This window comes from Streptomyces zaomyceticus, from assembly GCF_014656215.1.
In the GTDB taxonomy this organism is placed as follows: Bacteria; Actinomycetota; Actinomycetes; order Streptomycetales; family Streptomycetaceae; genus Streptomyces; species Streptomyces zaomyceticus.
Genome location: NZ_BNBZ01000014.1, coordinates 1 through 20212 on the forward strand (window position 1 = coordinate 1; position 20212 = coordinate 20212).

General features: G+C 69.4%; 27 protein-coding genes and 1 tRNA gene. 13 read left to right on the forward strand and 15 right to left on the reverse strand.

From position 1 onward, the window contains the following. Nucleotides 1–183: 183 nt before the first annotated feature. Complete coding sequence (locus IE311_RS19155; protein ID WP_189832950.1) at nt 184–1080, forward strand: Yip1 family protein; 897 nt, start codon at nt 184–186, stop codon at nt 1078–1080. 201 nt (nt 1081–1281) lie between these two features. On the opposite strand, the gene IE311_RS19160 is transcribed toward IE311_RS19155, so the two are convergent. Both IE311_RS19160 and dcd read right to left on the reverse strand, forming a co-directional pair. Beyond that, nucleotides 1282–1779, reverse strand: coding sequence for a phosphoribosyltransferase (locus IE311_RS19160; RefSeq protein ID WP_030323619.1), 498 nt, complete (start codon nt 1777–1779; stop codon nt 1282–1284). 13 nt (nt 1780–1792) lie between these two features. Beyond that, nucleotides 1793–2368, reverse strand: a complete 576-nt coding sequence (gene dcd / locus IE311_RS19165) for a dCTP deaminase (RefSeq protein ID WP_056653242.1) — start codon at nt 2366–2368, stop codon at nt 1793–1795. Between the two features lie 401 nt (nt 2369–2769). Between dcd and IE311_RS19170 the strand changes: the two genes are divergently transcribed. Next, nucleotides 2770–2843 (forward strand) — tRNA-Gly (locus tag IE311_RS19170). A gap of 51 nt (nt 2844–2894) precedes the next feature. On the opposite strand, the gene IE311_RS19175 is transcribed toward IE311_RS19170, so the two are convergent. The 11 genes from IE311_RS19175 to IE311_RS19225 form a co-directional block, all read right to left on the reverse strand. Continuing rightward, the gene (locus IE311_RS19175) at nt 2895–4040 is read right to left on the reverse strand and encodes a tyrosine-type recombinase/integrase (protein ID WP_189832951.1); all 1146 of its coding nucleotides are present in this window, start codon (nt 4038–4040) and stop codon (nt 2895–2897) included. After that, entirely contained in the window at nt 4040–4255 is a 216-nt protein-coding gene (locus tag IE311_RS19180; RefSeq protein WP_189832952.1) for an excisionase family DNA-binding protein, read from the reverse strand. The genes IE311_RS19175 and IE311_RS19180 overlap by 1 nt, the downstream gene beginning before the upstream one ends. Continuing rightward, nucleotides 4248–5636 carry a replication initiator protein RepSA gene (gene repSA, locus IE311_RS19185; RefSeq protein ID WP_189832953.1) on the reverse strand — a complete coding sequence of 463 codons (1389 nt, stop codon included), beginning with the start codon at nt 5634–5636 and terminating at the stop codon, nt 4248–4250. The genes IE311_RS19180 and repSA overlap by 8 nt, the downstream gene beginning before the upstream one ends. A 5-nt stretch (nt 5637–5641) precedes the next feature. Next, nucleotides 5642–5821 carry a hypothetical protein gene (locus tag IE311_RS19190; protein WP_189833125.1) on the reverse strand — a complete coding sequence of 60 codons (180 nt, stop codon included), beginning with the start codon at nt 5819–5821 and terminating at the stop codon, nt 5642–5644. Between the two features lie 91 nt (nt 5822–5912). After that, nucleotides 5913–6461: a GGDEF domain-containing protein gene (locus IE311_RS19195; protein WP_189832954.1), complete on the reverse strand. Its 549-nt coding sequence runs from the start codon at nt 6459–6461 to the stop codon at nt 5913–5915. 5 nt (nt 6462–6466) lie between these two features. Then, nucleotides 6467–6778: a SpdD-like protein gene (locus IE311_RS19200; RefSeq protein WP_189832955.1), complete on the reverse strand. Its 312-nt coding sequence runs from the start codon at nt 6776–6778 to the stop codon at nt 6467–6469. A gap of 11 nt (nt 6779–6789) precedes the next feature. Beyond that, on the reverse strand, nt 6790–6945 hold the full coding sequence (locus tag IE311_RS19205; RefSeq protein ID WP_189832956.1) for a hypothetical protein: 156 nt from the start codon (nt 6943–6945) through the stop codon (nt 6790–6792). A 20-nt stretch (nt 6946–6965) separates the two neighbouring features. After that, nucleotides 6966–7154: a mobile element transfer protein gene (locus IE311_RS19210; RefSeq protein ID WP_189832957.1), complete on the reverse strand. Its 189-nt coding sequence runs from the start codon at nt 7152–7154 to the stop codon at nt 6966–6968. 19 nt (nt 7155–7173) lie between these two features. Next, a complete protein-coding gene (locus IE311_RS19215) occupies nt 7174–7866 on the reverse strand; it encodes a DUF2637 domain-containing protein (RefSeq protein WP_189832958.1) in 693 nt (230 codons plus the stop codon). Between the two features lie 80 nt (nt 7867–7946). Next, nucleotides 7947–9293, reverse strand: coding sequence for an FtsK/SpoIIIE domain-containing protein (locus IE311_RS19220; RefSeq protein WP_189832959.1), 1347 nt, complete (start codon nt 9291–9293; stop codon nt 7947–7949). A 2-nt stretch (nt 9294–9295) separates the two neighbouring features. Beyond that, entirely contained in the window at nt 9296–9628 is a 333-nt protein-coding gene (locus IE311_RS19225; protein ID WP_189832960.1) for an SCO3933 family regulatory protein, read from the reverse strand. Nucleotides 9629–9779: 151 nt separating this feature from the next. On the opposite strand from IE311_RS19225, the gene IE311_RS19230 reads away from it, so the two are divergent. The 7 genes from IE311_RS19230 to IE311_RS19260 all read left to right on the forward strand — a co-directional run bounded on the left by IE311_RS19230 (nt 9780) and on the right by IE311_RS19260 (nt 15852). After that, nucleotides 9780–10646 (forward strand): GntR family transcriptional regulator, encoded by an 867-nt coding sequence (locus IE311_RS19230; RefSeq protein WP_189832961.1) that lies wholly within the window; start codon nt 9780–9782, stop codon nt 10644–10646. Continuing rightward, nucleotides 10633–11325 (forward strand): HAD family hydrolase, encoded by a 693-nt coding sequence (locus IE311_RS19235; protein ID WP_189832962.1) that lies wholly within the window; start codon nt 10633–10635, stop codon nt 11323–11325. The genes IE311_RS19230 and IE311_RS19235 overlap by 14 nt, the downstream gene beginning before the upstream one ends. A gap of 1681 nt (nt 11326–13006) precedes the next feature. Next, nucleotides 13007–14203, forward strand: coding sequence for a PP2C family protein-serine/threonine phosphatase (locus tag IE311_RS19240; RefSeq protein ID WP_189832963.1), 1197 nt, complete (start codon nt 13007–13009; stop codon nt 14201–14203). 196 nt (nt 14204–14399) lie between these two features. Continuing rightward, a complete protein-coding gene (locus tag IE311_RS19245) occupies nt 14400–14954 on the forward strand; it encodes a DUF5994 family protein (protein WP_189832964.1) in 555 nt (184 codons plus the stop codon). Between the two features lie 4 nt (nt 14955–14958). Then, on the forward strand, nt 14959–15168 hold the full coding sequence (locus IE311_RS19250) for a hypothetical protein (protein WP_189832965.1): 210 nt from the start codon (nt 14959–14961) through the stop codon (nt 15166–15168). A 104-nt stretch (nt 15169–15272) separates the two neighbouring features. Next, the gene (locus IE311_RS19255; RefSeq protein WP_189832966.1) at nt 15273–15539 is read left to right on the forward strand and encodes a hypothetical protein; all 267 of its coding nucleotides are present in this window, start codon (nt 15273–15275) and stop codon (nt 15537–15539) included. A 40-nt stretch (nt 15540–15579) separates the two neighbouring features. Then, on the forward strand, nt 15580–15852 hold the full coding sequence (locus IE311_RS19260; protein ID WP_189832967.1) for a hypothetical protein: 273 nt from the start codon (nt 15580–15582) through the stop codon (nt 15850–15852). A 170-nt stretch (nt 15853–16022) separates the two neighbouring features. Here the strand turns inward: IE311_RS19260 and IE311_RS19265 are convergent, their stop codons facing one another. Then, entirely contained in the window at nt 16023–16835 is an 813-nt protein-coding gene (locus IE311_RS19265; RefSeq protein WP_189832968.1) for a cysteine--tRNA ligase, read from the reverse strand. Nucleotides 16836–17173: 338 nt separating this feature from the next. On the opposite strand from IE311_RS19265, the gene IE311_RS19270 reads away from it, so the two are divergent. Next, nucleotides 17174–17395: a hypothetical protein gene (locus IE311_RS19270; protein ID WP_189832969.1), complete on the forward strand. Its 222-nt coding sequence runs from the start codon at nt 17174–17176 to the stop codon at nt 17393–17395. Between the two features lie 495 nt (nt 17396–17890). On the opposite strand, the gene IE311_RS19275 is transcribed toward IE311_RS19270, so the two are convergent. After that, nucleotides 17891–18574 carry a maleylpyruvate isomerase family mycothiol-dependent enzyme gene (locus IE311_RS19275; RefSeq protein ID WP_189832970.1) on the reverse strand — a complete coding sequence of 228 codons (684 nt, stop codon included), beginning with the start codon at nt 18572–18574 and terminating at the stop codon, nt 17891–17893. A 195-nt stretch (nt 18575–18769) separates the two neighbouring features. Between IE311_RS19275 and IE311_RS19280 the strand changes: the two genes are divergently transcribed. The 3 genes from IE311_RS19280 to IE311_RS19290 all read left to right on the forward strand — a co-directional run bounded on the left by IE311_RS19280 (nt 18770) and on the right by IE311_RS19290 (nt 20129). After that, the gene (locus IE311_RS19280) at nt 18770–18952 is read left to right on the forward strand and encodes a hypothetical protein (RefSeq protein ID WP_189832971.1); all 183 of its coding nucleotides are present in this window, start codon (nt 18770–18772) and stop codon (nt 18950–18952) included. Beyond that, nucleotides 18949–19611 carry a M15 family metallopeptidase gene (locus IE311_RS19285; RefSeq protein WP_189832972.1) on the forward strand — a complete coding sequence of 221 codons (663 nt, stop codon included), beginning with the start codon at nt 18949–18951 and terminating at the stop codon, nt 19609–19611. The genes IE311_RS19280 and IE311_RS19285 overlap by 4 nt, the downstream gene beginning before the upstream one ends. A 314-nt stretch (nt 19612–19925) precedes the next feature. Further along, nucleotides 19926–20129, forward strand: coding sequence for a cold-shock protein (locus IE311_RS19290; protein WP_030694010.1), 204 nt, complete (start codon nt 19926–19928; stop codon nt 20127–20129). The last annotated feature ends 83 nt before the right edge of the window (nt 20130–20212 follow it).

A 20212-nucleotide genomic window follows, 5' to 3' on the forward strand; every position in this document is an offset into this window, starting at 1 on the left:
AGGGCCGCCCCGCGAGATCGCGGGGCGGCCCTCTTCGTCATGCCGGCCACGCGCCTCAGGAGGCCTGCCGGGCGTGTCACGGCCCACACCACGTCCGCTCAACCCCCTAGGGGATGTCACAGCTCAGTGGCAAGGACAGGTCCGAGGAGCGCCCGCACAGCGGAAGCGGGTACGTTCGACGACGTGGCTGGATTCAGGAACGGACGCGGCCGGGACAACCGCCCCCCGCACAATCAACCGCAGCAGGCGCCGTACGGGCACAACGCGGCCCCGCCGCCGTACCCGCAGCAGCAGTGGCAGCAACCACCGCAGGGGCAGTACGGACAGCAGGGACAGCAGGGACAGCACGGGCAGCAGAGGCAGCAGCACGGACAGCAGCCCTACGGGGAGCCGGAGTACTTCGGCGAGCCGTACGGCCAGCCGCAGCACCCGCACGCGGCGACGGCGAACAACCCGGGCCACACCCAGATGTTCAGCGTCGACGACCCCTACGGCAACGCCGCGACCCACCACGCCGGCGCCGCCCCCGTACCGACGGGCCCGCGACTCCCGTGGAAGCCGCTCCTGAGCGGCATCGTGCTGCGCCCGGCGGACACCTTCCTGCGCATGCGGGACCACGCCGTCTGGGGCCCGGCGCTGATCGTCACCTTCCTGTACGGGCTGCTCGCGATCTTCGGCTTCGACAAGGCGCGCGACGAGGCGATCAACGCGACCCTGTCGACGGCGATCCCGTACGTCCTGATGACCGCCCTCGGGTTCGTCGTCGGCGGACTGATCCTGGGCGCGGTGACGCACACGATGGCGCGCCAGCTGGGCGGTGACGGGGCCTGGCAGCCCACGGTGGGCCTGTCGATGCTGATCATGTCGATCACGGACGCGCCCCGCCTGGTCTTCGCGCTCTTCCTGGGCGGCGAGAACGGCCTCGTGCAGGTGGTCGGCTGGCTGACCTGGCTGGCGGCGGGAGCGCTCTTCACGGTGATGGTGAGCCGCTCGCACGACCTGCCCTGGCCGAAGGCGCTGGGCGCCTCGGCGATCCAGCTGGTGGCGCTGCTGAGCCTGATCAAGCTGGGCACGCTGTAGAGCTCGCGTACGGACACGGAGGAGCCCCCCGTCGGGGAACGACGGGGGGCTCCTCCGTGTGCGCGCAAGGCCGCACTCCGTCCGCCGGCTGGGGCCTGTACGTCTGGGACCGACCTCTCCGCGGTCTCCCGTCCGACGCGAGGGGGCGACCCGCGAGAATCTCGCGGGTCGCCCCCTCGTACGTCTTTCGCGCCCCTGCCGTCAGGCGTCGAGGACCTGGCCCTCGCGCTTGACGACGGGCGGCTCGACGGACCAGGGGAAGTTGATCCACTCGTCGGTCTTCTTCCACACGTACTCGCACTTCACGAGGGAGTGCGACTTCTCGTAGATGACGGCCGAACGGACCTCGGCGACATGGTCGACGCAGAAGTCGTGGACGAGCTTGAGGGTCTTGCCGGTGTCGGCGACGTCGTCGGTGATGAGCACCTTCTTGTCGCTGAAGTCGATCGCGTCGGGCACGGGCGCCAGCATGACCGGCATCTCCAGCGTGGTGCCCACACCGGTGTAGAACTCCACGTTCACGAGGTGGATGTTCTTGCAGTCCAGGGCGTAGGCCAGACCGCCGGCGACGAAGACACCGCCGCGGGCGATGGAGAGCACGATGTCGGGCTCGTAGCCGTCGTCGGCGATGGTCTGCGCCAGCTCACGGACGGCCCGCCCGAAGCCCTCGTACGTCAGGTTCTCGCGTACTTCACTCATGCCTGCGACCGCCTCACACCTGGGTCCGATGGAAGTTCATGAACGAGCGGGAGGCCGTCGGGCCCCGCTGGCCCTGGTACCGGGAGCCGTACCGCTCGCTCCCGTACGGGAACTCGGCGGGCGAGCTCAGCCGGAACATGCACAGCTGCCCGATCTTCATCCCCGGCCAGAGCTTGATCGGCAGGGTGGCGAGGTTCGACAGCTCCAGGGTCACGTGCCCGGAGAAACCGGGGTCGATGAACCCGGCGGTCGAATGGGTGACGAGCCCGAGCCGCCCGAGGGAACTCTTCCCCTCCAGTCGCGACGCGATGTCGTCCGGAAGGCTGATGACCTCGTAGGTCGAGGCGAGCACGAACTCGCCGGGGTGCAGGATGAACGCCTCGTCCCCCTCGGGCTCGACCTCACGGGTCAGGTCGAGCTGCTCGACGGCGGGGTCGATGTGGGGGTAGCGGTGGTTCTCGAACACCCGGAAGAAGCGGTCAAGCCTCACGTCGATGCTCGAGGGCTGCACCATGGATTCGTCGTACGGGTCGATGCGTACCCGTCCGGCGTCGATCTCGGCCCGGATGTCCTTGTCTGAGAGAAGCACGCCCCCACGATACGCAGAGGGCGCGGACCTGCCCCAATCGGCAGGGGCCCGCGCCCCGGCACCCGTCAGCGCCGCCCGATCTCCACCGGCACCGCATGCCGCAGCCGCGCACACCGCGGACACCGAATGAGCCGCCCGGGCCCGATCCGCCCGTCCCCGAGCTGCTGAAGCGGGAACGACGCGGTAGTGAACACATGCCCTTCGGCACAACGGACGACGGTGCGCTCCATCGAACCCATCAAGTCCCTTCCCCTACACATGTGGTGGACGGGAAGCCACATTAGGGGATGAAGGGGACACCCTCCAGGCGGCACTCCGCAGGCACGGAAGCGTGAGCTTCGCCTCAAGTGGCGCATGGGGTACAGTGTGCAACGATGCGGCACGGATCACCCGGCCGCTGTGCGGATGTAGTTTAATGGTAGAACATGAGCTTCCCAAGCTTATAGCGCGGGTTCGATTCCCGTCATCCGCTCCATAGCAAAGCCCCAGGTCAGCGACCCGGGGCTTTTGTGTTGTCCAGACCCTTCTACTGGTCGCGTGCCAGATCCGTGCCAGAAGGCTTGGAGCGCAGCGTCTGCACCCGGGCGTCGATCCCCGCGGCTACCTCGCGCTGCCGCTCAAGATTCGAGTGCTGGTAGATCATGGCCGCCTTCTCGGACGACTGTCCGGCACGCACCATCGTGTCCTTGAGCGTCGCCCCGGACTGAGTCGACAGCGTGTGACCGGTGTGCCGGAGGTCGTAGAAGGTGAACCCCTCAGGAAGGCCGGCGGCCTTGCGGGCCTTCTTCCATTTCCGACCGAATGTCGTACGCCGGAAGGGGGCGCCCCTCTCCCCCACGAAGAGGAGTCCGTCCGGCTTCTGCTCGGCGTACAGGTACATGTGGGTCTTGAGGTCGCCCGCCATAAAGGCCGGCAGGACGATGAACCGCTTGCCCGCCTCCGACTTGGTCGCACCAGGAGCCCGGCGACCGGTGTTCAGCTCGGGCTCGGCGCGACGCACCCACACGCCGACGTTGGCGAGGTCGACGTCCGAGCGTCGAAGGCCCGCCTGTTCCTCCGGCCGGGCGGGGCCGTACGCGGCGATGTAGACCATGAGGCGCCAGCGCGGACCCATGGCCTTGGCGACGGCGTCGACCTGGTCGACGGTGGCGGTGGGCCGCTCTGCCGGGGTCTCCTTGCCCGCACCCGGGATGCGGCACGGGTTCCGCCTGATCAGCTCGTCATCCGCGGCCGTCTCAAGGATCGCCTTGAGCAGCCGGTAGGACTTCGCGACGGTCGTCGAACCCGTCACCTTGAGTCGTTCCGCCCGCCATGTTCGGACGCGCGGCGGGGTGATCTCGTCCAGGTCCAAGGCCTCGAAGGTGGGGAGAAGATGCAGCCGGAGCAGACGCCGGTAGAGCTCCTCGGTGGTCTCCTCCAGGTCGCGTTCCTCGACCCACTGGAGCGCGTACTCGGCGAAGTTCACGGCCCCGGCGTCCGGGTCACGCCAGTCGCCCTTGTTGATCTCGGTCTGCTTCTCGGCGAGCCAGTCGTCAGCGTCCCTGGTGGTCGCGAACGTGTCGGGTGCCGGACGCATGACGCCGTCAGGCCCCGGATACCGCGCCTGGAAGCGGCCCGAGGGCAGCTTGCGGATGGCTCCAAAGCGACGTCGTCGGCCACGGCTGTTGGCCATCAGGCAGCCCTCCCGAAGCGCGAGCGGGCGCGGGTCTGGGCGGGCTCGACGGTGTTGGCCGCGATGTACTCCTGAACGGCGCTCTCCGGGATGCGCACGTGGGTGCCGACCTTCACGTACCGAATGCGCCGCTCAGCGACGAGGCGCCGCGGGAACCGGACGGTGGTGCCGAGCAGTTCGGCGACCTGGACGACGGACAGGTATCGATCACTCATCTCGTTCCCCCATGAGTTCTTCGCGGGCGATCTCTCGGTTGTGCTGGATGTCGCGGCGGATGTTGGCGGCGAGCCAGGACTCACCGGGTGTCGCGCCGTGGCCGGCGTAGGTCCAGTGGGCGACGACGAGGAGGGTGGACTCCGGGTGTTCGTCGGGGTCGGGCAGACCGAGGGCTGTGCGCTGCTGGTGGGCGCGGTAGTCGGCGCGGACCTGGCGTAAGGCGCCGAGGGTGGTGGAGTAGCGGCGGGATTTGGTGGAGAAGTGGCCGCGGAAGCCGAGCATGTGGGCCCAGGCCCTGAGGCGTCGGTCGGGGTAGGCCGAGTCGAGGTCCATGCAGGCTTCCATCAGGCGCCGGGGGTGGTCGGGGACGTCGAGGAGGATCAGGGCTTCCTTGTTGCCGACGCGGTGGTCGACGGAGCCGGTCGTTTCGGCGGCTTTGGTGGCGTACTTGGCGACGTAGGCGGCGACGGCCTGTTCGGTGAGGTCTTCGCCCTGGCCGAAGGCGCCGATGGGCTGAACGTCGAGCTGGGTGCCCCACTGGAGGACCCAGTCGTTCGTGTAGCCGTGGTCCTCGTTGGCGGGGACGACGACTTGGACGCGGGCGGCGGCGGCGCGGATGGCGTCGGTGAGGAGGCCGAGGGTGGCCCAGGCCGGGGGCGGGGTGTGGGGGCCCTGGGGGCCGTCGAAGCGGATGACGGCGTGGAAGTGGACGGCGCCGCGCTTTTGGTATTCGGCGACTTTGCCGAAGGAGACGCGGGACTGTTCGCGGGCGACTTTCTGGGTGAGGCCGGCGCGGGCGGCGATCTCGCGACGGAGGTAGATCGTGAAGTACCGCCACAGCTCGGAGGCGTGGTTGTTCCACAGCACCGCCCCCGCGTAGTCGTACGTAGCCGGGTCGAGCGGGGTGCCCAGTTCCGGGGCGTCCTCGAGGTGGCGGGTGCCGCAGCGGCATGGGCGGGTGCCGGGCCGGTTGTGGACGGGGCCGAAGGACGGGGCGGTCAGCGTGGCAAAGACACGCGGGTGGTCGCGGATCGTGTCGGGGGTGCCCTTGTCGGGTGCGCCGACGAGTCCGGCGCGGATGAGGTGGTAGGTGTCTCCGGCGTAGGTCCAGGCGCAGGAGGGGCAGCGGGAGGCCCGGCGGTTGCCGCAGGCGACGCGGAGGACCCCGCCGGGTTCGGCGTCGGTGTTGTAGGCGTGGAGCACGGTGCGGGTGGCGGGGTCGAGGGTTTTGGTGCCGCCGGTGAGGCGGATGGGGGCGGTGCAGCCGCCGGTGCGGCGGAGTTGTTCGGTGAGGCGGTCGAAGCCGGGAGACCCGGCCACCCGGAGCAGGTCGCTCAGGGTGGCCGGGTCCAGGCCCGCCGCGATGGCGGAGTCGGTCAAGGCGGTCACTTCCCGGCGCGGGTGAGGGCGGCGGGGAAGGTGCGGCCGAGGCCCCGGCAGGTGGGGCAGTGGACGGGGATGGTGTCCCGGGTGCCGTCGGCGGCGGGGAGGCCGGTGGTGATGGTGGCGGTGGCGAAGCCGTCGCAGTCGCGGCAGACGCGCGGGGTCGGGGTCTGGGGCATCATGAGCTGTCCCTTTCGGGTCCGTTGGATCTGGGAGGGGTTCAGGCGCCCGGGGCGGCGGAAGTTTGGCGACGGAGGCCGTCCCGGGGGCCGCTTAGCGTGTGTTGCGCCTGCCGTGGCCCTTGGCGGCGTACATCGAGGTGTCGGCGGCCGAGAGGGCGTCGGTGAGGGTCGGGACCGGCAGGCAGTCGCGGTGGCAGTGGCCGACCGACGCCGAGACCGGCAGGACCCGCCCGCTATGGGTGACCGGCTGGTCCAGGGCGGCGCGGAGGGCAAAGAGGCCGGCGGTGTGGCCGGGGTCAGTGACGATGGCGGCGAACTCGTCTCCGCCGAGGCGGGCGGCAATGCCGTGACGGCCGCACCAGCCGCTCAGACGCCGAGCGGTGGCGGCGAGGACCGTGTCTCCGGCGGCGTGGCCGTGGGTGTCATTGACGGCCTTGAAGTCGTCCAGGTCGACCAGGAGCACGAGCGCGTTCGCGTGCTTGGCCAGGAGGTGTTCGGCGCGGGTGGTCCATCCGGCGCGGGTGTGGAGGCCGGTCAGGGGGTCGCGGCGGGCGGTGGCCAGGCGGCGCCAGAGCAGTCCGCCGTGCAGGGCCCACCCGAGGGCCGGTAAGCCCGCGGCCGCGATCGTCTGCGTGTCCACGGGGTTCACCGGCCCTTCTGCATGTCGCGGACGAGCAGGCGCAGGACGACGGCGATCAGGGCGACGGAGACGCCGGTGATGGCGACCGCGAGGAGCATCGAGACCAGGACGGCGCCGACGACCAGGACGACGGCGCCACCGCTCGCGGCGAGGGCGACCGCGCTGCCGGGGGTGAGCTGGACCGTGGTGCGGGCCGCGGCGACCGGCACCAGGGCCGAGGCCGGCGTCGGCTCGATGTCGGTCACGGGGGCGGGCTGAGCGAGCGGGGTGACGATGCCGGTCGGGAGCGGGTTGACCGGGATGCGGGGCTGGAGCATGGCGGGTCTCCCTACTTGGTGATCGGGTCGATGAGCGGGGCGAGGAGGCTGTCGGCGAGGAGGTAGCCGCCGAGGAGGATCACGGCGACGAGCCACCAGGGCGGGCGGATGAGCTTGATGCCGAGACCGCCGACGACGATCAGGGCGAGCCAGAGCGGGACGTCCATGACGCGGAACTCCTTGAAGGTCAGCGGGGCTGGCAGCGGTGGGTGCGGGCGGCAAGTTCGGCGGCGGCGCGGGTGTTGTAGTCGGCGGAGAAGTCGCAGCGCGGGGCGGTGCACACGGCGGTGTGCTTGGTGCGGCCCCGGCCGTCGCAGTGGGTGCCGACCTGCACCGGGCCGATGCGGATCACGTGGTGGAAGCGGTTCGGTCGCACGGGTCTACCTCCTTTCTGGTCAGGTGAGTTGGAGTGCGATGGAGTCGGCCAGCGGTGCCGGAATGCCGAGGCGGACACGGAGCGTGGCCGCGTCGATCGGGGCACCGGTCTGCGTGTGATGGGCGTCCGCGATCTTCCGGGCGTGGTCGAGCAGCGCGGGCGGGACCGAAACTGCGGGCACCAGCGGAACGAGCTCGGGCGCGGCTTCGGGGGCCGACGGCTTTTCCTGCGAGGCAGGTTCGGCTGGCGGTAGTTCGGGAGCCGGTTCCGGGACACGCTCCACAACCAGGTCCGGCGTAGCGGGTTCGAGGTCAGGCTCAGCCAAGGGCTCCGGTGCGGGTTTCTGTTCCGGAGCGGGTGCGTGGGCGAGGAGGGTGCCGCCGAGGAAGGCGAGGGCGGGCCATCCGGCGACGAGGATGCGCAGCCAGTCGGGGACGTGGTTCATGTCGAGGAGTCCGGCGGTGGCGACGTTGGCGCCGAGCGAGGCGATGAGGGCGATGGCGAACCAGAGCCAGGCGTCACGGCTGCCCCCGTTCTTGCGCATCCGGCGCCAGGCGGCGACGAGGAGCAGGTCGACGCTGACCGGGTAGGCCCACGCCTTCCAGCCGTCCTGTCCGGCCGCGGCTGCCAGGTCATGCAGATGGGCGAAGGACAGGGCACCGGCGATGACGGCCTGGACGAGGACGGCGTCGAGGCGGAGGGTGCGGAACATGGGTGGTCACCTCCTTTCGGGCATGGGTCGGGTAGGGACCTGGCGTGAGACGGTCACGCCGACCGAGGGAGAGGTGGCAGCTAGCTGGTCGCCGGAATCGGCTTCAGCAGTGGGACAGGCCCAGGAGCCCCGGCGGCGGGGGCCACCGGCCGGAAGGGGGCGAGGCGCGGGACGTCCGGGGTCAGGTGGGCGGACTCGGCGCAGATCGCGGCGGCGTCGGCCGTGCTCAGCTCGGGGGTGCGGATGCGGGACCAGCCGCCGGAGGTGTCTCCGGCAACCGCGAGACCGGGCAGGTCGGGCGGGATCGACGTCACAGCCACGACCGCGTCCGGGGCGATGTCGCCGAGGCCCATTTCGGCGGTCTGCTTGTCGTTGACCCGATGCACCACGCGTCCGGTGAGCTGGGCGCGCAGGGCGGTGGCGCCCTTGCCGAGGTCGGAGCCGAAGCGCTGCCCGCAGACTTCGAGGAAGATGCCGGCGGCGCGGGCCATCTGCCCGAGGCGGATCAGCTGGGTGACCATCCGGTCCCGGCGTTCCTCGTCCTTCTTGGTCGCCACGAGGAACAGTTCCGCGACCTCGTCGACCAGGAGCACGACCGGCACCGGGCGGACGTCGTCGGGCAGTTCCCACACATCCGCGGCGCCGTGCTCGCTCAGCAGGTCGAACCGGTCTTCCATCTCGTCCACGAGCGCGTCCAGGAGCCCCGACGCTTCCTCGGGTGTGATGGCGAGCGCGGAGAGCCGGGGCGCGTATCGCTGCTGTTCGACGCCCCGCTTGCAGTCGATCCCGACCAGGGCGACCCGGAGGCGGGCGAGCCCTGCGATCAGGTTGCGCTGATACATCGACTTGCCCGACTGGTTCGCGCCGAGCGTCAGCGCGTGCGGGACCTTCAGGTAGTCGCGGACGAACGCGGTGCCGTCCTCCCGCAGCGCGACCGGAACCGTCATGGGACCGGAGGCGATGGGGCGGGGCATCTTCACCCGGCGCAGGACGTCGTAGCCGGTCATCCTCAGCTCAACGAAACCCGGCTTGATCTCGGCCACGTTGACGGAGTGGACGCCCCAGGCGTGCCGCAGCCGCTCGGAGGCCGCGATCACGTCGGCGGGCTCCAGACCGGCCGGGAGGCGGAGGGTGACCCGCATGCCGGTCGAGGAACCCCTCACCCGGCGGACCTTCGGCGGCACCGGCTGGATGTCGGGGCGGCGGGCGACATTGCGGACCATGAACGCCCGCAGACGGGACGGCTGAACCGTCAGCCCGCACACGTCCATCGTGGAGCGGTACGTCACCGCGAACCGGACCCGGGCCACCGGCAGACCCACCAGCGACCAGAACACGCGCGGCGCGCGGACCTTCGCGTAGCCGAGACCACCGGCGGTTCCGGCGAGCGGGAGGCCCACCTCCCATAACGTCGACAGATCCGTCATGGTCAGACCCCGACCGGGGTGACGGCGACCGCGCGGAACGAGATGCCGTGACGGGTCTGCCCGTTGAACGTGTTCTCCCAGTCCCGCGCCTTGAGGCCGATCACCGACACCGGCATGCCCGGCGCGAGCCCGTCGGGGAGACCGGTCTCCGGCACGGTCACCTGGTAGAGGTTGCCCTCCCCCTCGTCCGAGATCAGCAGACCCACCGTGGACAGCCCCGCACCGGTCTCCCGGTCCACCGCCCTCTCACCGGTCTGCTTGCTCACGAGCTTCGGCGCGGGAGCCGTGGCCACGAACACCACAGCGGTCGACGTGTCCACCTTGAACGACGGCATTGGTTTCTCCTTCGAGATGCAGGAAGGGACTAGATGACCAACTTGGCTAACCTGGCTGGTCACATCTCGAAGTTAGGGGAGATGGCTAGCCATGTCAACGACATGACTGCCATGACTGTCCTGACCTAGGCCACTCGCCTACCATCGACTCATGACCTTTGTCCCCGAACCTCTCGACCCAGACGACGACCGTGCCCCCTACGAGCAGGTGGCCAGCAGCCTCGGCGCCGCCATCCGAACGAGGCGGTTGGCTCCTGGTGAGAAGCTCCCGTCCCACAAGGAACTGACGGAGCTTTACGGGTTCGCGCGGGCGACGATCCAGCGCGCTCTGCGGGACCTCGAAGACGAGGGTCTCGTGGTCTCCCGCAAGGGCAGCGGTGTCTACGTGCGCAACCGGACAGAAAGGCCGGCGGGGCTGCGGCCGTACGTGGAGCAGGCCTTCACCAAGGACCACGTCACCATCGACTTCGCCGGATTCTCCAGCGAGACACTTCACGGCGCTCTTCGGGAGCCGCTCGACAAGATCCGGATCGGCAGGCTCACTCCGTCGAGCATCACCATGCGGATACTCGTTCCGGACATGTCCGTGCCCCAAGCCGCGCCTGTGCGCATGGAGGATGGCGCAGACGACAAGCGGCTACGGGACCGCATGCACGACATCATGGTCGGCTACACCCGCAGCATTCGGGATGCCATCACAGAACTGGGCCACCTCGGTCTCGTCGCCGAGACGCGGATCAACGTCCGCGTCCACAGCGGCACGCAGTTCTTCAAGCTTTACGTGATCAACAACGAAGACGCGTTCTTCGGGTACTACCCGATCCGCCCCAACAAGGTCGTCACCCAGGGCGAGACGATCGAGATCTACGACCTCATGGGGATCGACACGATCCTCTTCCACCACTCGATCAACGAGGGCGAGTCCTCAAGCGGAACCCAGCAGGTACAGCAAGCCCGGATGTGGTTCGACAGCGTCTGGGAGACCATCGGAAGGGACTTCGACCTTGACGCACGCTGACCCCCTCACCGAGACCCTGGCGAACGCACGCGTCATCCTCTTCGACTTCGACGGACCCGTGTGCGACGTGTTCGCAGGACTGCCGGCACCTGAGGTCGCGCGGAAACTGACCACCCTCCTGGCCGCTCAGGATGAAGCCGCGGGCGCGAAGGCCTCCCAGACAGACGACCCCATCGAGGTCCTGCGCATCGCGCACGAGACCGACACCGAACTCGGCCAGAAGGTCGAACAGGCCCTCACGGCCGCCGAGGTACGAGCCGTCGCGGTGGCTGGCCAGCCGACGCCAGGGGCAGCCCAAGCACTCCAAGCAGCACGTGCGTCCGGTCGAGGCGTAGCGGTGGTGAGCAACAACTCCGCCGAGTGTGTACGGGTCTTCCTCGAGCTTCACGGCCTGGAGGAGTACGTCACGAAGATCGTGGGTCGGCCCTCCGAGCAGCCGCACCTGATGAAACCGAACCCGTTCCCGCTCATCACGGCAGCCGAGCAGATGCACATCGACGTCACGAGCTGCACCTTGATCGGCGACTCGCTCACGGACATCCAGGCGGCCCACGCGGCAGGCGCAACGGTCATCGGCTACGCCAACAAGCCCCACAAGACGGATCAGTTCGCCGAGGCGCAGGCCGACGTGATCACCGAGGACATGCAGGCAATCGCCGACGCTCTCACCACGGCGTAGCCGGGGGAGCAACGGGGGAGCTGTTACAGGTTTCTCTACCTCATCAAGGCACCCGCCGCGCACGGCGCGGCGCGCGCGGCCCGTCGCCCGGGCCTGCGCTCCTGTCTGACGCCCCGCTCCAGCCCGGGCGCCGTCCGCACGCCTGACAGCTTGGGTTGATGGGCAGCCGCAGCAGGCCTCCAAGCACGGCAACCGTCACATGGCACGCGTAGCCACGAGCGCCGCCGACTGCGGCCAAAGGGGGCGACCAAAAGACAGCCAGCGGCGAGGGAGGGGTGGCCTCGTGCGCACGGCCGACCGACTGCCGGGCTCGATTAGGGCGGGGCGCCGTACCCCCGCCGTCACGGATGACGGGAGCGTGAGGCGACCGCACCACCGGGAAGGGGCGGGCGGGGAGCAGCTGCTGCCGCGATGTGGTGCCGACCGGTGTGGTCGCTCCGCGTCGGTACCGCTATCGCCATGGCGAAGGAGCGCGTCGTCTGGACACCAGGAACTGTGCCCACTCCGCGGCATGCAGCTCGACGGCAGACGGGATGGGAGCCAGGGCACGTTGTGGATCTCGGTGTCCCGGAAGTGACAAGGTTGCGAAGATCCGACCCGGCCGGTCGGGCGGGCGGCCGGTGTGGAACCCAAGGCAGGGGCGCCTTCGTTTCGAAGGTTTCACGAGTGCCACAGGGCCGCAGAGTTTAAATTCCTCAGTTCGAGGCGTGAGCTACCTGCGATTTGCGCTTCCGCGGTTCAGTCGGCAAGAATCAACGCACCGCGAGGTGCCGGAAGTTGGCGACCAGTGGAGCTAGAAGAGCGCGTCCACCCGCCAGGTGACGCACAGCCAGGTCCACCGCAGTCTCTTACGGTCGCAACGGGCCGACAGGCGAAGCAAGTTGCGTCAGACCGTGGTGTACCATCGCTCGTTACGAGAACATGCCGATAGGACGCTTGATCCCCGCCAAGAGATGACAAGCGCCTTCGGTCCTACAGATGGAGGCTTCGTGCCCAAGAGCAAGAAACACCTCGCTACCTGTTGCGCACGCAACAGGTATCCGGGGAGTCACGTTAGCTCCGACCTTCCCTCTCGCGCAAGTAATCCGCTCCTTCAGATCTCGCTCCTCCAGGCAACGGCGGCCGTGATTACGGCCCTGACGGGACTGATCACCGTGATCTTGGCGGTCAAACTCTGACCAAACCCGTGCCCGTTGCCTGCCCGACGAGAGGTGCACCAACGGGCACGGGGCTACCGCTGGAAGATCATCGAGCGTGCCAGATACGTGCCAGCTAAGGCGGAGAACAGCGGTAAACGGCGGGTGCTTCAGAGTGCTCACAGGGCTCGCCATGGCATCCGTTGTGCCTGGTCAGAGTGGCTAAAGAAGCTCCAGGATCGGTGATTCCCAAGCTTATAGCGCGGGTTCGATTCCCGTCATCCGCTCTTCTGATGAAGCCCCAGGTCAACGACCTGGGGCTTTGTCGTTGTCCGGGCGCCGGTACAGCTGAACCCCAGAGACCCAGGAGCTCCGCGAGCAGGCAGCGCGCTCGGGCCGACTTCGACGGCACCCATGTGGCGCGCCCTGCCGTCGAGGCGCATCCTGGTGGCGAGACCGCCGGAAACGGGCCTCGCTCCCGTGCTCGTCGGGCAGCGACGCAAAGGCGTTGCGCAGCCCGTCCGTCGCCCTGCGAAGGGAGCGGGATGACAGTCGGATCGCCCGATCCCGATCGCTCGGAGAGCTTCGGAGAGGGGCTGTTGGGCGGGCTCCTGGACCGGGCCCATGAGCTGCCACCCCATCTGGTCGGGCCGGCGCTCGCCGACACGGTGGCGCGGCTGGGGGGACGGGATCCTCAGATCCTGCTCCAGGACTACGGGCAGCAGAGACTGGTCCCCCTGCCGGGCGAAGGGCTGTCGGGCGGGGAACCGCAGGCCATCGACGGCTCCGAGGCCGGCCGGTGCTTCCTCACCTCGCGCCCGGTCGAACTCGTGCTGGCCGACGGTGTACAGGTCCTGCTGCCGTTGCTGGACGGGGGCGACCAGTCGGGCGTTCTGGCCGTCACGCTGGACACCGTCGATGACGACGACCGCCGTCTGCTGCGCAGGATCGCCGGGCTGGTCGCCGACATGATGCAGACCAAGAACGGCTACACCGACCTCTTCTTCCGCACCCGTCGCAGCGAACCGATGAGCGTCGCCGCCGAGATCCAGTGGTCGCTGCTGCCGCCCCTGTCGATGGTGACGCCGCGCGTCACCGTCGCCGGCGTTCTGGAGCCCGCCTACGACGTGGCGGGCGACAGCTTCGACTACGCCCTGAACGGGGACACCTTCCACCTCGCCATGATCGACGCCATGGGTCACGGTCTGGACGCGGCCACGATGGCCACCGTGGCCATCGGCGCGTACCGGCACGCCCGCCGGATCAGCATCGAGCTGTCCGAGATCTACCTCTTCATGGACCGCGCCGTGGCCGAGCAGTTCGCACCCGATCACTTCGTGACCGCGCAGATGATGCGGCTGGACACGAACACCGGCCACCTCCAGTGGGTCAACGCCGGGCACCCCGCCCCCCTTCTGATCCGCAGCCACCATGTCGTAGGCCGCCTGGACAGCCCCACGACCCTGCCCGTGGGCTTCGGAGGAGCACAGCCGCAGATCAGCGAAGTGATGCTCGACGCGGGGGATCGCGTCCTCTGCTTCACCGACGGGCTGGTCGAGGAACACGAGAGCGGGCAGGAGGAGTTCGGCGAGGACCAGCTGATCGACTGGGTGAACCAACTGGAGCGGGCGGACCGAGAGGTCCGCGCGGTGGTGCGGGACCTCTCCCAGACCCTCAAGCGGGCACGGGGTGAAGCCACTTCGGACGACGCCACGCTGGTCCTGGTCGAGTGGCGCGGATGACGTCATGCCCGCGACCATCGCCCGGACCGCGTGCCCGGCGGGAAATCACCTGGTCAGAGGGGCTCGTCCGACCGTTGGGCGGAGTACGCTGAAGGTACCGGGAGTAAGTCGAGCACCCGCTCCCACGCGGACGTCGTTTCCGGCGATCAAGACACTGGGCCGCCCTGCAGGGCGGCCCGGAGACGGGTCCGCGATCATGACCGCCACCGTCGCACCCCTGCTTTCGGCGCGCCTCTCACTGACACCGAAGACCACCCTCGCCGGCCTCCTGGACGGCGCCTGGTGGCCTCGTACGCATGACCTGGCCGTCGAACTTCCGCCTCTGGTCGACGCGCTGGAGGAGCACTTCGGACGCATCACGCGCGTCGCGGTGAACCCCGCCCGCTGGCCCGTCGTCCCGCACAAGGTCGCCGCCACCGGGCACACCGTGCACATCGGCTGGTTCACCGAGCAGGATCCCGACAAGATGATCCTGCTCTCCTACACCGTCGGCCGCTGCGATCTCCTGGTGGTCCCGCCCGAGACCGAACCCGCCTCAGCCGCCCGGCTCATGACCGCCGCCGCCCTCCCCGGCAGCGTCCTGGCCGCCGGTGCCCTGATGTCCGACGAGGCCGCGACCGGCCGCCGCATGCGGGACGCCCGAAGCCGTGAGGACGCCTGGGAGGCCGACGGCGGGGCCGCCCCGGCGCCCCCGCGACACCCACTCATCGGTGCGCGGATGATCCCCATGCCGAGGCACCTGCGGAGGTGACCCCATGGAAACCCTGATCACGATCGCCGTCATCGCCCTGCTGATCGCGCTCGGCACGCGCCTGATCCACCGGCTCAACGCCCAGCACGACGAACGCATCGCCGCCCATCACTTCGGCGAACCCTTCCCGGCCATTCGCCGGCCACCCGGCCACAGCCACCCCACGCCGACGGAGCCGGCCGCCCGCCGCAAGGTGACGGGCACCTGGCCCTGATCGCCCGGACCATTCCTCCGGCCGAAGGCCGCGGGTGGGGCACCCGACACCCGGGACAACCCACCCGCCGGCCTCTCGCTCGCCCTCCGAAGGGACCACGCACCTTGTACCCCACCGACACCGCGACCCTGCCCTCGGCAGGACACGCCGAGATCCGTATCGTCGCCGCCACCCCCGAAGCCGCCCGCGCGGTCGCCCAAGTGATCCGATGCTCCTTCGCCGGGGCGGAACAACGCAGTTATCCCGTGCCCGAAGGCGGCACACGGCTCCACCTCACCGTCGACACCGGATCCGCCGCGGAAGCCGCCCTCTCCTGGCTCGCCGCCAGCAGACCGTCCTCTCGGACCGGCACCCACGTCGACGAGGTGTGAGGAGCGTCGGCGTTCCTCATCCGCATGAAAGGACTCGGTCATGGCGACACTCCGCGAGCGACAGGTCTACCGCGAACGGGTCCTGACCGCCCTCTACGAAGCCTCCGAAGGCAACCGCCTCCTCGGAGTCCCGGGGCGGAAACTGCGGAACGACCTCCGCATCCCGCAGGACGACCTGGCCGCCGCCTGCACCTACCTCGCCGGCGAGGACCTGATCACCGTCGACTGGGAACCGGGCAACACCCCCGCGATGGTCTCCCTGACCCACCAGGGAATCCGCCGTATGGAGGCCGAAGAGGAAGAACGCGGCTGAGCCGGACCGCCCACGGGCCCGCTCTCCCACTCGGCCTGTCCGGCCCACAGTCGTATGATGGAAGCGGATCGAGCACGCTCACGTGTGGCGATCCGGAAGGGCGGCCTCGGCGGAGTGAATGCGCTGGGGCCGTTGTGACGACCGCCGCCACAAGGCCCGCGCATCCGACGTCATGTCGCCGCCCGGTGCTGGTGGCCCACCTCGCGCGCGAGGTCCAGTCCGAGGACGCGGTCGAGGAAGGCGAACGTCTCGAACTTGGCACCGGCCGGTACGTCGGCGCGCGTCGCCACGGTGCGCAGCGCGTCCAGGACGGCGGGGACGCCGAGGTCATCAGCCAGCACGTCATGGGCGTGTCGCAGCACCTCGGCAGGCATCGGCCGGGACGGCTCCTGTGCCCAGTCGGCCACCAGCTGCCGCCAGTCCGCCAGCGTCCGCCGGGCCTCTTCGAGCGCGGTACTGGTGACCAGGACCGGCGTGCGGTAGGCGTGGCCGAGCATCAGCAACCTCACGGCCAGTGGATCGGTCCCCTCCGGGGCGGCGGCGTCCAGGAGCCCCGGGGCCAGGAGGTGGGCACTGTCCTGGGCGCCCCGAACCGGGCTCACCTCGATGAGGACCCCGCCGACCGCGTCCTGTGTCGTGGTCCCGTACGCGTGGACGTGAACGTCTGCAGCGGCGCAGAGCGTTCCGTTCGGATGGTGAACACCGACGGTGTCGGGCGGGTGGACGCCGAGGGCGGACAAGGAGCGGTCGAGCGCCTCGGCCTGCTCGGGCGGCAGGTCCGGCGTGGTGAGGGACGTACGGGACTGCAGGCCGTGCACCTCCGCCGTGCGCGCCAGTACGTCACCGACCAGGAGCGCCCGCAGGTCCCCCGGGCCGAACCCGACGTCGCCGGCCGGCAGGTGGACGCAGATGCTCAGCAGATGACGTCGTACGGAGGGAATCTCCACGAGACGGCCGGTACGGGTGTCGACGATACGCAGCATGATGCGGAGGCTAGTCGCGGAAACCGCCGGCACCGGGGAGGACCTGACCGGGCGCCCGACATCGGCAGGGCATCGGGCAGAATCGTGCCCCATCCGTGCCCTCAGCAGCGGATGACAGCGGTCGACACCGGTGTCCACGAGCCTGCGAGATGAGGTCGCCAGGGCACGTTTCCGCAGGTCAGACCTCATATGATCGAGGTGGGCGGCGGTGATTCCCAAGCTTGTAGCGCGGGTTCGATTCCCGTCATCCGCTCTTCTGCGAAGCCCCAGGTCAGCGACCTGGGGCTTTTGCTTCTCGGCGAGACTCTTCTCAGCTACGCGGGCGCATACTGGCAGCAATGACAAAGCCCAGTGCACCGAAGCGCTTCTTGCCCACCAGCCCCTTCAAAGCCCCGGTGGCGCTGCCCCCCAAGCGGTTCGCCGTAGGCGACCAGGTCACACACGACGTGCACGGCCTCGGCCGGGTCGTCGGCATCGAGGACGGGATCGCGACGGTCGTGGATTTCGGCTCGGCGCAGGAACGGATCCTGAGTCCGTACGCCAAGATGAGCAAGCTGTAGGACCGCCGTGCCGGGCACGGCACACCAGATCCGTTTATGGACCCGTAAGGGAGAGGACCCCTCTCATCGACCTGACCTCGCCGTTCTCCGCTCCGGAAGAGGCGTCCCTCTGCGCCGCCGCAGCCTCACCGCAGCCCACCACACATCCCTTCCAGGCGCCCGACTTCGGGGAGATCGACACCTTCCTGTTCGACGAGGACGCGCAAGCGTCAGCCTCTGGCACGAGTGCGGCTCGACGCGAGGCGGGCTAGCTCCCACTCGTGACGATGGCTTCGGCATCGGTCGACACGGGCGTCTCGGGACCGGCGAGGAATGCCGTACCGAGAAGCATTTCCACAGATCGGACCACAGCTGATCGAGACGGGCGTCGATGATTCCCAAGCTTGTAGCGCGGGTTCGATTCCCGTCATCCGCTCTTCTGCGAAGCCCCAGGTCAGCGACCTGGGGCTTTGTCGTAGGCCCCTTCGTCGCGCGGGGTCGCGGCGGGCACGGGGATCAGCCCAGGGCGAGCCAGTGGATGCCGAGCCGCTCGACCCGCGCGGTCTCCGCCTCGTTCAGCGGCTCCCGGCCGGTGGCCTTGCGCAGGAAGCGGGAACGACTCCACTCCAGCTTCTCGACCGCCGTGGCGTGCTCCGCGCCCAGGAGCAGTTCCGCAACGGCATCACCGGCCGCCGGGGTGAGCCAGGCCTCGCATCCGAGTGCGTCGGCCATGTCGAGGCCGTGGACGGCGACTTCCACGACGCGGGTGAGGACGAACTCCGACAGGAGCATGGCGTCTCCGTGGCGTGTCCGCACGGTCCGACCGCCGGGTTGGTCCCGGCACAACCGGTCCGCCCGCCGCCACGTCGCGGCGAAGTCCTCGGCGGACGCGGCGCCGTCGGCCGGCCCCGCCGCACGGTCCTGGGCCAGGGCGATCCGCTGGGCGTTGGTCCCGGGGGAGAAGCGGTCGTCCGGGCGGTAGTACTCCACCGCGGAGATCTCCGCCTCGCCGGGTTCCGGCACGTCCAGCATGGCCGGCAGCCAGTCGATCACCACGCACACATGCCCGAGCAGGTCGCGCACGGTCCAGGGAGCGCAGCGTGTCGGGAGGTCCCACTCGGCCCCGGACAGTCCGGCCACGGCGTCGCCGAGGGCTCCGCATTCCAGCCGAAACGCTTCGAGAACCTGGTCGTGACCCACGCCGTGCCGCCTTCCGTCCGTTCGCCGTCCCGCGCCCGCTTCGCCGGCTCGCCGGCTCCGCTCCGCGCTCGCTTCTCAGATCATCGACACGCGCGCCGGAGCGGTCCGGTTGCGGACCGCCGGAAAAGATCGCCGAGCAGGCGCCGGGCTTCTCGGCCGATCGTCCTCGCGGGCCGTGCGATAGGTTCCTCGAACATGATCGAATCCGGAACCGTCGCCCGTCCGACGGCCGCTGTACCGGCCGACCGGCTCGTACTCCGCGAGTCCGGGGCCGGAAACCGCGCGGCCTTCGTCGAGCGGTTCGAGGAGTACGGCACCGAGCAGTGGTCCGGCTTGCGCCCCTCGGCCACGCCGGCGGGACGAGGGACGGCACCATGAACACGATCGTGCTGATGTCGGATCCGAAGGTCGCCGCCGTGCCGGTGGCCGAGTCCGGCGAACCCCTCGTGGACGTCCGCCTCGGCGGCCGGCTGCTCGTCGACACCCGCAAGCAGGACCCGGCGGACGCCTTCGCCCACCTGCGGGCCGGTGTGCTGGAGCGGCTGCTCACGGCGCAGACGATGCTGCCGGCGGGCATCCGGCTGCTGTTCGTCGAGGGATACCGGCCCCCCTCCCTCCAGCGGGAGTACTTCGAGGAGTACGCCGGTCAGCTGCGCGCCGCCAACCCCGGCTGGTCCTCCCCCGAGATCCACTCGGCGGCGAGCAGGTACGTGTCACCCCCCGACATCGCGCCCCACAGCGCCGGCGCGGCCGTCGACCTCACCCTCGCCGATGCCGACGGGCACGAGCTGGACCTGGGCACGCGGATGAACGCGGACCCGGAGGAGAGCGGCGGGCGCTGCTACACCCACGCCCCGGACATCAGCGAGGAGGCCCGCGCCCACCGGAAGCTGCTGGGCACCGTACTGACGGCCGCGGGGCTGGTGAACTACCCCACGGAGTGGTGGCACTGGTCCTTCGGGGACCGCTACTGGGCCTTGCTCACGGGACTGCCCGCGGCCCTCTACGGCCCCGAGGAACTCGGCCCGCGCGGCTGACCGACGGCGGGATCTCTGTATGCGAAGTGCACGAATACCTGTGTTCGCGGTCTGAGTTTTTGACGGCCATCGCGGGCAGAGTTTTTACCGGCGCCATGCAGAGAGAATTATTTTCGGCACGCGGACTGCGACGACGTGCTACCGTCGAACCCAGTTGCAGTTTTGGTACCCAAAGATTTCAAGCGCCTCCCGTCGGCCATCTGCCGTACAGAAGCGCTTCGTATTTTCCGGTCATTTTCCGGGCAGGGCATCATCGCGGCGACACGGAATCCGTACGGTACGGACTCCGTCGTACTGCCCAGAGGAGAATTGACATGGCCAGTGGCACCGTGAAGTGGTTCAACGCCGAAAAGGGCTTCGGCTTCATCGAGCAGGATGGTGGGGGCCCCGACGTGTTCGCCCACTTCTCGAACATCGCCGCGCAGGGCTTCCGCGAGCTCCAGGAGGGCCAGAAGGTCTCCTTCGACATCGCGCAGGGCCAGAAGGGCCCGACGGCCGAGAACATCGTTTCCGCCTGACGCCGACGCGTAGAACGTAGCTGGGGCCCGCATCCCTCGGGGGTGCGGGCCCCAGCTGCACGCATTTCGCAGGGCGCTCACCC